A 13,482-nucleotide genomic window follows, 5' to 3' on the forward strand; every position below is an offset into this window, starting at 1 on the left:
CGTTCCCAGCTTATAGGTCATTGTCGCAATGAAACGAACCGCGTATTTCATCTCCGACGGCACCGGCATCACCGCAGAAGCGTTGGGCCAAAGCCTGCTGGCACAGTTCGAGACTATCGGCTTCACCAAGCTCACGCGGCCGTATATCGACAGCGTGGAAAAAGCGCGGGCAATGGTACAACAAATCAATAACGCCGCTGACAAGGACGGCGCTAACCCGATTATCTTCGCCACCATCGTCAACCAGGAGATTCACGATATCCTGGCCGAATCCCGCGGGTTCATGATCGATATTTTCTCAACTTTTCTGTCGCCTCTGGAGCAGGAGCTGAATTCGCATTCCTCCTATTCGGTGGGCAAATCCCACTCCATCGTTCATAACGCTAACTACATGGAGCGTATCGAGGCGGTCAACTTCGCCCTCGACAATGACGATGGCGCGCGCACCCATTACTACGACAAGGCCGATCTGATTCTGGTTGGCGTATCGCGCTGCGGCAAAACGCCAACCTGTCTTTATATGGCCATGCAATATGGCATCCGCGCGGCCAACTACCCGCTGACCGAAGATGACATGGAGCGCCTGCAACTGCCTGATTCGCTGAAGAAATACCGCGACAAGCTGTTCGGGCTGACAATCGACCCCGACCGCCTCACGGCCATTCGCAACGAGCGCAAGCCCAACAGCCGTTACGCCAGCTATGCGCAATGCGAATTCGAAGTACGCGAGGTGGAGAGCCTGTTCCGCCGCGAGTCGATCAACTTCATCGACTCTACGCACTTTTCCGTCGAAGAAATTTCCGCCAAGATCTTGGTGGAAAAAGGCGTCGAAAGACGCTTCAAATAACCGTTATGGACGCGCCGTCATGACCCTGTTCGATGCCGTGTTGTTCGCCCCTGTCGCCCTGCTGATCGCCTTGACCCCAGGGCCAAACAACTTCTGCGCGATGAACAACGGCATTCGCCACGGCATTGGCGCAGCGGTACTCGCCACCACCGGCCGAGTCGTGGCATTTGCGATTTTTCTGAGCATTTCCGCGGTAGGCTTGGGCGCGATGCTGCTTGCTTCGGAAACCGCGTTCACGGCGATCAAATGGATCGGTGCGCTGTATCTCCTGTACCTGGGCATCAGCGCCTGGCGCAGCCGGGAATTCAGCGGACTGGATCTGGACGGCGCAGTACCCGCCGTGCAGCCCCAGCGGCGGATAAGCCGCTTGATGCTGCAGGAGTTCCTGATCGGCATCAGCAATCCCAAGGCCATCCTGCTGTTCGCGGCCGTGTTCCCACAATTCATCAAGCCGGGCCAGCCAGCTATCGAGCAGTTCATCTATCTGGGCGGGACCTACCTGCTTGCCGAATACGCGGCCTCGCTGTTCTACGCCCTATTCGGCCGGCAAATTCGTCGTTTCATCCGTACCAGCCGGGGTGCACAGCGCCTGAACCGCACCACCGGCGCATTCTTCATGAGCGCGGGCGGCTTGCTGATCGGCACCACGCAACACTGAAGTCATGTCAGGCGATACGCTTCAGAACGCGTCGCCTGGCAACCTTACCCAGCCTTCCATCAATATCCGCGCGCTGCGGCTCATGCTGGCTTTGGTCACTGACCACTGTCCGCCGTCCTGAAGGGCCTCGGCGCCGACGCGCAAGGTGCCGGACGGATGACCGAAGCACACCGCGCTGCGCGCACCGCCGCCCGCTGCCAGATTGACCAGCGTGCCAGGTATGGCTGCCGCCGTGCCGATGGCCACCGCTGCAGTGCCCATCATGGCATGGTGCAGCTTGCCCATCGACACCGCCCGCACCAGCAGGTCGACATCCGCCACCTCGACCGCTTTGCCGCTGGCAGACCGATAAGGCATGGGCGGCGCGACGAAGGCGACCTTCGGGGTGTGCTGGCGGGTCGCCGCTTCCTGGGCGCTGTTGATCAGCCCCATGCGCAAGGCACCCGCGATACGGATCTTCTCGAGCCGGTCGAGTTGCTGCGGATCAGCGTTGATGTCGTCGCGCAACTCAGTGCCTCGGTAGCCGATATCCTCGGCGTTGACGAACACGGTGGGAATACCGGCGCTGATCAACGTTGCCTTGAGGGTGCCGATACCCGGCACCTCCAGCTCGTCCACCAGATTACCGGTGGGGAACATGGCACCGCCCTCCTCGCCGTCATCGGACGGATCGAGAAACTCCAGCACGATTTCCGCAGCTGGAAAGGTAACTCCGTCCAATTCGAAATCGCCGGTTTCTTGCACCTGGCCCTGGCTCACCGGAATGTGGGCAATGATCGTCTTGCCAATATTGGCCTGCCAGATACGCACCACGCAGATGCCGTTGTCGGGGATTCGCGTGGGATCGATCAGCCCAGCATGAATGGCGAAGGCGCCTGCGGCCGTGGAGAGGTTGCCGCAGTTACCACTCCAGTCGACGAAGGCTTTGTCGATGGATACCTGGCCGTATAGATAGTCGACGTCGTGGCCAGCACGGCTGCTTGCCGACAGGATCACGCATTTGGAGGTCGACGACGTGGCGCCGCCCATGCCGTCGATGTGCGCCGAATACGGGTCGGGGCTGCCGATCACCCGCATGAACAGCCGGTCGCGGGCCTCGCCGGGCACCTGGCATCGCTCGGGCAGGTCCTCCAGGCGAAAGAACACACCCTTGCTGGTGCCGCCACGCATGTAGGTGGCGGGGATTCTGATCTGCGGTTGCTGCGCCATGCTTGTCGTCCTGGCTGGTTGAGGAAGCCCAGCGATGCATCACGCGCTGGTGATGCGCCTCTGCGGATTCATGTAGGGAGGCGCATGCGCCGCCCACTCGACTGATTCAATACCGGGCGACCCAGGGAAGCCCAGGTGTCGCCTGAACGTTCAAGCCACTGCACCTGCGAGGAAATCCTTGGCGAAGCGCTGCAGCACGCCACCGGCCTCATAGATCGACACTTCCTCGGCGGTGTCCAGCCGGCAGGTCATCGGCACATCGAGACGTTCGCCATTTTGCCGCGTGATCACCAGCGTCAACTGCGCACCTGGCGTGCGCTCACCGAGCACGTCATAGGTTTCGCTGCCGTCGATGCCCAGGGTCAGGCGCGTGGTGCCCGGCTTGAACTCCAGCGGCAGCACGCCCATGCCAATCAGGTTGGTGCGGTGAATACGCTCGAAACCTTCGGCGGCGATGGCCTCGACCCCCGCCAGACGCACGCCCTTGGCGGCCCAGTCGCGGGACGAGCCCTGGCCGTAATCGGCGCCAGCGATGATGATCAGCGGCTGCTTGCGCTGCATGTAGGCTTCGATGGCTTCCCACATCCGCAATACTTGGCCTTCCGGTTCCAGGCGGGTCAGCGAGCCCTTCTTTACCTGGCCGTCGACCACCGCCATTTCGTTGACCAACTGCGGGTTGGCAAAGGTGGCGCGCTGGGCCGTGAGGTGGTCGCCGCGGTGGGTGGCGTAGGAATTGAAATCCTCCTCAGGCAGGCCCATCTTCGTCAGGTACTCGCCTGCCGCGCTGTTCGCGAGGATGGCGTTGGAAGGCGACAGGTGATCGGTGGTGATGTTGTCCGGCAGCACCGCCAGCGGGCGCATGCCGGTGAGCGTGCGCACCCCGGCCAGCGCACCCTCCCCCTCTTCATCCCAATATGGCGGACGGCGAATGTAAGTGCTCATTGGCCGCCAGTCGTACAGCGGGCTGATGCGCTCGCCGTTGTCCGGCTGTATGGCGAACATCGGGATGTAAACCTGGTGGAACTGCTCCGGTTTGACGCTGGCGGCCACCACGGCGTCGATGTCCTCATCGGCCGGCCAGATGTCCTTGAGGCGAATCTCGCGGCCATCGACCACGCCCAGCACATCCTTCTCGATATCGAAGCGAATGGTACCGGCAATCGCATAGGCGATCACCAAAGGCGGCGAAGCCAGGAACGCCTGCTTGGCGTACGGATGGATGCGCCCGTCGAAGTTGCGGTTACCGGACAGCACCGCGGTGGCGTACAGATCGCGGTCGACGATTTCCTGCTGGATCGCTGGGTCCAGCGCACCACTCATGCCGTTGCAAGTGGTACAGGCAAACCCGACGATGCCGAAGCCGAGTTTTTCCAGCTCCGGCAGCAGGCCGGCCGCCTCGAGGTACAACTGCACCGCCCGCGACCCTGGCGCCAGGGACGACTTGACCCAGGGCTTGCGTATCAGGCCCAGCTCATTGGCTTTTTTCGCCAGCAGCCCGGCTGCGATCACGTTGCGCGGGTTGCTGGTGTTGGTGCAGCTGGTAATGGCAGCGATGATCACCGCGCCATCGGGCATCTGCCCGGGCACCTCATCCCACGCACCGGCAACGCCACGCTCGGCAAGCGCCGACGTCGGCAGGCGCTTGTGCGGATTGGACGGGCCGGCCATGTTGCGCACCACGCTGGACAGATCGAAGCTCAGCACGCGCTCGTACTCGACGCTGGCCAGATCGCCAGCCCACAGGCCGGTGGCCTTGGCGTAGATTCCCACCAGGCGAACCTGCTCGTCGTCACGGCCGGTCAGCTTCAGGTACTCGATGGTCTGCCGGTCGATGGCGAACATCGCGGCGGTAGCGCCGAACTCCGGGGTCATGTTGGAAATGGTCGCGCGGTCACCCAGGGTCAGCGCCGCCGCGCCTTCGCCGTAGAACTCAAGGTAGGCGCCGACCACCTTGGCCTGACGCAGGTACTCGGTGAGCGCCAGCACCACATCGGTGGCGGTGATCCCCGGCTGTGGCCGACCGGTCAGCTCAACGCCGATGATATCCGGCAGGCGCATCCACGATGCCCGCCCGAGCATCACGCTCTCCGCTTCCAAGCCACCTACACCGATGGCGATCACCCCCAGCGCGTCGACATGCGGCGTGTGGCTGTCGGTACCCACGCAAGTATCGGGAAAGGCTAACCCGCCCTGTACTTGCACCACCGGCGACATCTTCTCCAGATTGATCTGGTGCATGATGCCGTTGCCCGGCGGGATCACGTCGACGTTCTTGAAGGCCTTCCTGGTCCACTCGATGAAGTGGAAACGGTCCTCGTTGCGGCGATCCTCGATGGCGCGGTTCTTGGCGAAGGCATCCGGGTCGAAACCGCCGCACTCTACGGCCAGAGAGTGGTCGACGATCAACTGGGTCGGCACCACCGGGTTGACCTGAGCAGGATCGCCGCCCTTGTCGGCGATCGCGTCACGCAGCCCGGCCAGATCCACCAGCGCGGTCTGCCCGAGGATGTCATGGCACACCACACGCGCCGGGTACCAGGGGAAATCCAGGTCGCGGCGGCGCTCGATCAGTTGCTTCAGCGAGGCAGTAAGCGTGTCGGGATCACAGCGGCGCACCAGGTTTTCCGCCAGCACCCGCGAGGTGTATGGCAGCGTGGCGTAGGCGCCGGGCTGGATGGCATCGACCGCCGCGCGGGCATCGAAAAATTCCAGCGTGGTACCTGGTAGAGGCTTGCGGTTGGCACTGTTCATATCAGGGACTCGGTCACAGTAGTGATTGGCGGGCCTGTTGCGGCCCGCTCTCTCTATCGGTTCAACGCTGCTGCACGGGGACGAAGGCGCGCTGCTCGACCCCCGTGTATTCGGCGCTCGGGCGGATGATACGGTTGTTGGCGCGCTGCTCGAACACGTGGGCCGTCCACCCGGACACCCGCGAGCAGACAAAAATCGGCGTGAACAGCGCGGTCGGAATGCCCATGAAGTGATACGCCGAGGCATGGTAGAAGTCGGCGTTGGGAAACAGTTTCTTCTGCTCCCACATGACCCGGTCGATCGCCTCGGAGACGGAAAACAGCAGCGTGTCGCCGACTTCATCGGCCAGCGTCTTGCTCCAGCCCTTGATCACCTCGTTGCGGGGATCGGACTCCTTGTAGATCGCATGCCCGAAACCCATGATCTTGTCCTTGCGCTCGAGCATCGCCAAGGTGCCGGCGGTGGCATCTTCTGCCGAGGTGAAGCGCTGGATCATTTCCATCGCCGCCTCGTTAGCGCCGCCATGCAGCGGCCCGCGCAGTGAGCCGATGGCCGCTGTGACGCAGGAGAAAATGTCACTGAGCGTCGAGGCGCAGACCCGCGCGGTGAATGTTGAGGCATTGAATTCGTGCTCGGCATAAAGAATCAGCGACACGTTCATCACTTTTACATGCAGCTCGCTGGGCTTCTTGCCGTGCAACAGCGACAGGAAATGACCGCCGATGGTCGCCTCGTCGCTGTTGCACTCAATGCGCTGGCCTTGATGGCTGAAGCGGTACCAGTAGGTCATGATCGCCGGAAAGGCGCCTAGCAGCCGGTCGGCCTTGTCGCGCTGCTGCTCGAAACTGGCCTCGGGCTCGAGGTTGCCCAGCACCGAGGCGCCGGTACGCATCACGTCCATGGGATGGGCATCCTTGGGAATGCGCTCCAGCACTTCCTTGAGCGCTACCGGCAGATCGCGCATGCCTTGCAGCTTCTGCAGGTAGCTGTCGAGCTGCGCCTGGGTCGGCAGCTCACCATACAACAGCAGGTAGGCGACCTCCTCGAAGATCGCCCCCGCCGCCAGTTCGCGTACGTCATAGCCACGGTAGGTCAGGCCGGCGCCGGTCTTGCCCACGGTGCACAATTCGGTCTGCCCGGCCACCTGGCCGCGCAGGCCCGCGCCACTCAACACTTTTGCTTCAGCCATTGCTCGCTCCCGTTTTCTTGAAATTGTCGGATGTGCAATTCGTTCCGTGCCGCCTCATCAGCGGCACGGGTTTCAGCTCTTTTTCTGGGCAAACAACGCATCGAGGTGCTGCTCGAAAGCGTGATAGTCGATGCGCTCGTAAAGCTCCATGCGAGTCTGCATGGTGTCGATGACATTCTGCTGCGTGCCATCACGGCGAATCGCCATGTAGACGTTTTCCGCGGCCTTGTTCATGGCCCGGAATGCCGAGAGCGGATACAGCACCAACGCGACATCGGCCGAGGCCAGCTCCTCGGTGGTGAACAGCGGCGTAGCGCCGAATTCGGTGATGTTGGCGAGTATCGGTGCCCTCACCCGGGCGGCGAAGGTCTTGTACATCTGCAGCTCGGTGATGGCCTCCGGAAAAACCATGTCGGCACCTGCCTCGACACAGGCGGCAGCGCGATCCAGCGCAGCCTCGAGGCCTTCGACCGCGAGTGCATCGGTGCGCGCCATGATCACGAAGCTGTCGTCAGTGCGCGCGTCCACCGCGGCTTTAATGCGGTCGACCATCTCCTGCTGCGAGACGATCTCCTTGTTCGGCCGGTGGCCGCAGCGCTTCGCGCCAACCTGATCCTCGATATGGATGGCGGCGGCGCCGAACTTGATCATCGACTTGACGGTACGCGCCACGTTGAACGCCGAGCTGCCGAAGCCGGTATCGACATCGACCAGCAGCGGCAGGTCGCAGACATCGGTGATGCGGCGTACGTCGGTCAGCACGTCATCCAGCCCGGTGATGCCCAGGTCCGGAATGCCCAGCGAGCCGGCGGCCACGCCCCCGCCCGATAGGTAGATGGCCTTGAAGCCTGCGCGCTTGGCGAGCAGCGCGTGATTGGCATTGATGGCGCCGACGACTTGCAACGGCTGCTCGGCGGCGACCGCATCGCGAAAGCGCTGGCCTGGCGTGGTCTGACTCATGACGTGCCTCGGGTCTTGATGGTGGTGGGGTGAGCGCTCTGGTAATAGCGCTCGATATTGCGCTTGGAGGCACCGATGTGCCGGCGCATCAGTAATTCGGCGAGTTCGCCATCGCGCTCGGCAATGGCGTCGAGAATCCGGTGGTGCTCGGCGAACGCCTGGGGCGGCCGGTTGGGCGTGGCGGAAAACTGGATGCGGTACATCCGTACCAGCTGATAGAGCTCGCCGCAGAGCATCTTGACCAATGTGCGGTTGCCACTGCCCTGGATGATTCGGTAGTGAAAGTCGAAATCGCCTTCCTGTTGGTAATAGCCCACACCGGCCTGAAAGGCCTCATCGCGCTCATGGGTGTCGAGCACACGGCGCAGGTCATCGATCTCCGTCTGGGTCATCCGCTCAGCGGCTAATCGACAGGCCATGCCCTCTAGCGACTCGCGAATTTCGTACAGCTCGATCAGCTCATCACGATCGAGCGAGACCACCCGCGCGCCCACATGCGGAATGCGCACCAGCAGACGCTGACCTTCCAAGCGATGGATCGCTTCGCGTAGCGGACCGCGGCTGATGCCATAGGTGCGCGCCAGCTCGGGCTCGGAAATCTTGCTGCCCGGGGCAATCTCGCCTTTGACAATAGCAGCCTGGATACGACGAAACACATGCTCGGCGCGCGTGCCCGCATCCTCTACGGCGTCTATTGTCGGGGTGCTGCTCGCTTGCATATTGTCGACACTTAGCCAGAAAAACTTGCAACAACCCTAGCCAATCAGGCCGAATTACTCAATAAAAACCAACACTGTCGACAATAAATCTTAATGAATTGGCAACTCGCCCTTTCAAAGCAGATGGACAAAGACCTATAAGCGTCTGTCACCACAGAAAAACCCCATGATAGAATGCGCGCCATTCAACGCCTGGAAGGGGTGTCCCGGGGCGCCTGCTAGACTCCACGCCAGCGAACCACGGCCCCGGCCAGATTCGCGTTACCGATCGCGATCCACCCGACAGGTTTTATGAGACTCAAATCCCTCCCCCTGCTTTGCTGCCTTCTTATCGTGCCCGGCCTCGCTGCTGCGGCCGACAAGACCATTTATGGCCTGAATGAGTACGTCAGCCTCGACATCGACGTTGAAGTGGCCGCCAAACTCGACACCGGTGCCCAGACCGCATCGCTCAGCGCTCGCGATATCGAGCGGTTCAAGCGTGACGGCGAGCGCTGGGTGCGCTTTTACCTGGCGATCGACGATGCTCATGCCCATCCGATCGAGCGGCCACTGGCGCGTATCAGCAAGATCAAGCGGCGTGCCGGTGACGTGGATTCCGATGACGAGAAGAGCTATACGGCACGTCCAGTGATCGAGCTGGACGTGTGCATGGGCGGCGCCAGGCGCCAGATCGAGGTGAACCTCACTGACCGCAGCGCCTTCCAGTATCCGCTGTTGATCGGCTCTGATGCGCTCAAGCGCTTCGATGCCCTGGTCGACCCCAGTTTGAAATACGCAGCGGGGAAACCTGCCTGTGCCACCGCAAAATCCGGCGAGTAATCCCATGCGCTCTCTCACCCTGCACCTGAAAGTCCTCATCACCATCCTGGTGAGCCTGGGGATCGCGATTACGGCCTATCAGATATTCGTGCTCGGCATCCCGGTCAGCAGCGACGAAACCGACGACCTGTGGAATATCGACACCCGCGTAGAGTTTCAGGCCAATGGTCGCGATCCGATCAAGCTGCAGATGTTCGTGCCGCCGTTGAATCAGGATTACGTCAGCCTCAACGAGAGCTTCATCTCCAACAACTACGGCGTGAGCGTCAATCGTGCTGACAGCAACCGCAAGGTGACGTGGTCAGCGCGCCGCGCCAGCGGCAAGCAGACCCTCTACTATCGCCTGGTGCTGACCAAGCGCTACAGCGGCGAGCAGGCCAAGGCCAAGGGCCCGATCTTCCGTGACAGCATTCCAGTCGAAGGCCCCGAGAAGATCGCCGCCGAAGCGCTGCTGGCGCCGATTCGCCAGCACTCGGCCGACGTCGAGACGTTCATCAGCGAGACCATCAAACGCGTCAACAACACCAATGATGACAACGCCAAGCTGCTACTGGGCGGTGACGCTTCGACCACCAAGAAGGCCCAAGCGGTCGAGTTGCTGCTGTCCATCGCCCACGTGCCGATGGAGCGCGTACACACCATTCGCCTGGCCGCCGACATCCAGCAGAGCCCGGAACTGTGGCTGCGCAGCTTCAACGGCGACCGCTGGCTGTACTTCAACCCGGAAACCGGCGAGCAGGGCCTGCCGCAGGATCGCCTGGTCTGGTGGACCGGTGACGAACCGCTGATTACCCTCGATGGTGGCCGCCAGGCGACTACCACCTTCACCCTCAACAACAGCGAGATGAACGCCATTCGCCTCGCTCAGTTGACCGACGAAAACACCGACGCCGACTTCCTGGAATACTCGCTGTACGGCCTGCCGCTGCAGACCCAGCAGACCTTCATGATCATGGTCATGATCCCGATCGGCGTGCTGGTCATCCTGATCCTGCGTAACCTTGGCGGCCTGCAGACCCTGGGTACCTTCACCCCAGTGCTGATCGCCCTGGCCTTCCGCGAGACGCAACTGGGTTTCGGTATATTCCTGTTCACGGTGATCACTGCGCTCGGCCTGTCGCTGCGTTCCTACCTTGAACACCTGAAACTGCAGATGCTGCCGCGCCTATCCGTGGTGCTGACCTTCGTGGTCGTGCTGATCGCCACCATCAGCCTGTTCAGCCACAAGCTAGGCCTGGAACGCGGCCTGTCCGTCGCGCTGTTCCCGATGGTGATTCTGACCATGACCATTGAGCGCCTGTCGATCACCTGGGAAGAGCGCGGCGGCAGCCATGCCTTCAAGGTCGCCATTGGCACACTGATCGCCGCGACCTTGGCGCACCTGCTGATGAGCGTGCCGGAACTGGTCTACTTCGTATTCACCTTCCCGGCGATTCTGTTGATCCTGGTGGGCTTCATGCTGGCGATGGGTCGCTATCGCGGCTACCGCCTGACCGAGCTGTTCCGCTTCAAAGCCTTTTTGAAGGATTAAGCCATGTTCGGTCTGATCAAGACGTGGAAAGCTCTCGAAGCCAAAGGCATCATGGGTATCAACCGACGCAACGCGGACTATGTGCTGAAGTACAACAAACGGCACCTGTACCCGATTGTCGACGACAAGATCATCACCAAAGAGCGGGCTATCGAAGCCGGCATCAACGTGCCGGAAATGTACGGGGTGATTTCTACCGAAAAGGAAATTGATAACCTCAAGACGATCATCGGCGAGCGCAGCGATTTCGTCGTCAAGCCAGCGCAGGGCGCGGGTGGCGATGGCATCCTGGTGATCGCCGACCGCTTCGAGGATCGCTTCAAGACGGTATCGGGCAAGATCGTCAGCTACGATGAAATCGAGCAACAGATCTCCAGCATTCTCTCCGGCCTCTACTCGCTAGGCGGTCACCGGGATCGCGCCTTGATCGAATACCGGGTCACTCCCGACAGCATCTTCAAGAGCATCAGCTATGAAGGCGTGCCCGACATTCGCATCATCGTACTGATGGGTTACCCGGTCATGGCCATGCTGCGCCTGCCGACCCGCCAGTCGGGTGGCAAGGCCAACCTGCACCAGGGCGCTATCGGTGTGGGCGTGGACCTGGCTACCGGCATCACCCTGCGTGGCACCTGGCTGAACAACAAGATCAGCAAACACCCGGACACCACCAACGCAGTGGATGGCGTGCAACTGCCGAACTGGGACGGCTTCATGAAGCTCGCCGCCGGCTGCTACGAGCTGTGTGGCCTGGGCTACATCGGCGTGGACATGGTGCTGGACCAGGACAAGGGCCCGTTGATTCTCGAACTCAACGCCCGCCCCGGCCTGAACATTCAGATCGCCAACGACTGCGGCCTCACCCACCGTGCCCATGCGGTGGAAGCGCGCCTGGAAGAGCTGGCTGCCAAAGGCATTCAGGAAAACGCTGAAGAGCGCATGCGCTTCTCACAAGAGCTGTTCGGCCACATCCCAGCCGTCGAGATCTGAGCCCTGTTCTGCTGCCGACGGCGTTCGGCAGCAGCCCGCACTGCTGCCGCTAGCGCCTCCCAAGATTTGCTACCATCGCCTCTCACATCCACATGCTCTGGAGCCCGCAATGGATCTCGACCTGGACAGACTCAACGCCGAATTCGCCAACCAGCCGGAAAAGCTGATCGAGTGGGCTATCGGCCTGGGCAAACCAGCGATCTGCACGACCAACTTCCGCCCCTTCGAGGCGGTCATCCTGCACATGGTCAGCCAGGCCAAGGCAGATATTCCGATCGTGTGGATGGACAGCGGTTACAACACTGAGGCCACCTACCAATTTGCCGATGAAGTGACCCGTCAGCTTGGCCTGAACCTGATTACCTATCTGCCCAAGCGCAGCCGGGCACACCGCGAAGCCATCGACGGAGCAACCCCGGCACTGGACGATCCGCGTCATGCCGCCTTCACCGAAGAGGTCAAGCTGGAGCCCTTCGCGCGCGCCCTGCGCGAAACCGCTCCCAGCGTCTGGTTCACCGCGCTGCGCGCCACCGACACTGCCGTGCGTGCGCAGATGCAGCCAGTGAGCATCAACCCGGACGGTCTCATCAAAGTCGCTCCGCTGCTGCACTGGTCATCCAAGGATCTGTATCAGTACCTCACTACCCATGGCCTGCCGAACAACTTCGACTACTTCGACCCCACCAAGGGCGAGGACAATCGCGAGTGCGGCCTGCACCTGAGCCACTGAGCCTGGCAGAAACAAAAATGGCGCCCTACAGGGCGCCATTTTTTTGCAGTGTGCTGATCAATGCAGCGGCAAGTTGACGTCCTTGAACAGCTCTTCGAGCTCGACCTTGTTGTGACAGTGCACGGCCTTGGCGAGTACATCGCGGGTCAGGTGCGGAGCGAATTTCTCGATGAAGTCGCACATGAAGCCGCGCAGAAAAGTGCCACGACGGAAACCGATCCGCGTGACGCTCGATTCGAACAGCTCGCTGGCATCCAGCACGACCAGATCAGGGTCGAGGTTTGGATCAATAGCCATCTTCGCCACGATGCCCACGCCGAGCCCAAGGCGAACGTAAGTCTTGATTACGTCGGCATCGGCTGCCGTGAACACCACTTTCGGGGTCAGGCCGCGATGACTGAAGGCTTCATCGAGCTTGGAGCGGCCGGTGAAGCCAAAGGTATAGGTGACGATTTCGTGCTCGGCCAGCGCTTCCAGGGTCAGCTTCGGCAACTTCGCCAGCGGATGGCCCTGAGGCACGATCACGCAACGATTCCAGCGGTAGCAGGGCATCATCACCAGATCATTGAACAGTTCCAGGCCCTCGGTAGCGATGGCGAAATCCACTGTGCCGTCGGCAGCCATTTCGGCAATTTGCGTCGGCGTGCCCTGGTGCATGTGCAAGGCAACGTCCGGGTACTGCTTGATGAAACTGCTGATAACCGATGGCAACGCATAGCGCGCCTGCGTATGCGTGGTTGCAATCGACAGCGTGCCCTTCTTCTCGTTGGAGAACTCCTGGGCAATCTGCTTGATGCTTTCGACCTTGCGCAGGATCTCGCCTGCGGTGGTGATAATCCGCTCGCCAGCCGGAGTAACTCGCGTCAGGTGCTTGCCGCTGCGGGCGAACACTTCTACACCCAGCTCGTCTTCGAGCAAACGTATCTGCTTGCTGATACCAGGCTGTGACGTGTAGAGGCTTTGCGCCGTGGCCGAGACGTTGAGGTCATGATGCGCGACTTCCCAGATGTAGCGCAGTTGCTGAAGCTTCATATAAATCCCTCAAGGCGAATAGGCAGCCTGATCATCGGCCCGCT

General features: G+C 61.4%; 12 protein-coding genes. 6 read left to right on the forward strand and 6 right to left on the reverse strand.

Annotated elements, in window-relative coordinates:
- Positions 1-28 precede the first annotated feature (28 nt).
- Together ppsR and BLS60_RS15445 are read left to right on the forward strand one after the other, a co-directional pair.
- Positions 29-847, forward strand: a complete 819-nt coding sequence (ppsR, locus tag BLS60_RS15440) for a posphoenolpyruvate synthetase regulatory kinase/phosphorylase PpsR (RefSeq protein WP_092369679.1) — start codon at positions 29-31, stop codon at positions 845-847.
- A 19-nt stretch (positions 848-866) separates the two neighbouring features.
- Positions 867-1,505 (forward strand): LysE family translocator, encoded by a 639-nt coding sequence (locus BLS60_RS15445; protein WP_092369682.1) that lies wholly within the window; start codon positions 867-869, stop codon positions 1,503-1,505.
- A 21-nt stretch (positions 1,506-1,526) separates the two neighbouring features.
- Here BLS60_RS15445 and prpF read toward each other — a convergent pair whose 3' ends face one another.
- From prpF to BLS60_RS15470, 5 genes are all read right to left on the reverse strand, one after another.
- Entirely contained in the window at positions 1,527-2,714 is a 1,188-nt protein-coding gene (gene prpF, locus BLS60_RS15450) for a 2-methylaconitate cis-trans isomerase PrpF (protein WP_092369685.1), read from the reverse strand.
- A gap of 150 nt (positions 2,715-2,864) precedes the next feature.
- Complete coding sequence (gene acnD, locus BLS60_RS15455; RefSeq protein ID WP_092369688.1) at positions 2,865-5,465, reverse strand: Fe/S-dependent 2-methylisocitrate dehydratase AcnD; 2,601 nt, start codon at positions 5,463-5,465, stop codon at positions 2,865-2,867.
- Between the two features lie 61 nt (positions 5,466-5,526).
- Positions 5,527-6,654 (reverse strand): bifunctional 2-methylcitrate synthase/citrate synthase, encoded by a 1,128-nt coding sequence (gene prpC / locus BLS60_RS15460; RefSeq protein ID WP_092369691.1) that lies wholly within the window; start codon positions 6,652-6,654, stop codon positions 5,527-5,529.
- Positions 6,655-6,726: 72 nt separating this feature from the next.
- A complete protein-coding gene (gene prpB, locus BLS60_RS15465) occupies positions 6,727-7,614 on the reverse strand; it encodes a methylisocitrate lyase (protein ID WP_092369694.1) in 888 nt (295 codons plus the stop codon).
- The gene (locus tag BLS60_RS15470; protein ID WP_092369698.1) at positions 7,611-8,333 is read right to left on the reverse strand and encodes a GntR family transcriptional regulator; all 723 of its coding nucleotides are present in this window, start codon (positions 8,331-8,333) and stop codon (positions 7,611-7,613) included. The genes prpB and BLS60_RS15470 overlap by 4 nt, the downstream gene beginning before the upstream one ends.
- Before the next feature lie 291 nt (positions 8,334-8,624).
- Between BLS60_RS15470 and rloA the strand changes: the two genes are divergently transcribed.
- The 4 genes from rloA to BLS60_RS15490 all read left to right on the forward strand — a co-directional run bounded on the left by rloA (position 8,625) and on the right by BLS60_RS15490 (position 12,406).
- Entirely contained in the window at positions 8,625-9,155 is a 531-nt protein-coding gene (gene rloA, locus BLS60_RS15475; RefSeq protein ID WP_070883079.1) for a retropepsin-like aspartic peptidase RloA, read from the forward strand.
- A gap of 4 nt (positions 9,156-9,159) precedes the next feature.
- Positions 9,160-10,686, forward strand: coding sequence for an osmotic stress tolerance membrane protein RloB (gene rloB / locus BLS60_RS15480; protein ID WP_070883078.1), 1,527 nt, complete (start codon positions 9,160-9,162; stop codon positions 10,684-10,686).
- A gap of 3 nt (positions 10,687-10,689) precedes the next feature.
- Positions 10,690-11,676, forward strand: coding sequence for an alpha-L-glutamate ligase-like protein (locus BLS60_RS15485; protein ID WP_070883077.1), 987 nt, complete (start codon positions 10,690-10,692; stop codon positions 11,674-11,676).
- A 109-nt stretch (positions 11,677-11,785) separates the two neighbouring features.
- Positions 11,786-12,406: a phosphoadenosine phosphosulfate reductase domain-containing protein gene (locus BLS60_RS15490; protein WP_092369701.1), complete on the forward strand. Its 621-nt coding sequence runs from the start codon at positions 11,786-11,788 to the stop codon at positions 12,404-12,406.
- 57 nt (positions 12,407-12,463) lie between these two features.
- Here the strand turns inward: BLS60_RS15490 and cysB are convergent, their stop codons facing one another.
- Entirely contained in the window at positions 12,464-13,438 is a 975-nt protein-coding gene (gene cysB / locus BLS60_RS15495) for an HTH-type transcriptional regulator CysB (protein ID WP_070883075.1), read from the reverse strand.
- Positions 13,439-13,482: the final 44 nt, after the last annotated feature.

This window comes from Phytopseudomonas seleniipraecipitans, assembly GCF_900102335.1.
Lineage (GTDB): Bacteria > Pseudomonadota > Gammaproteobacteria > Pseudomonadales > Pseudomonadaceae > Aquipseudomonas > Aquipseudomonas seleniipraecipitans.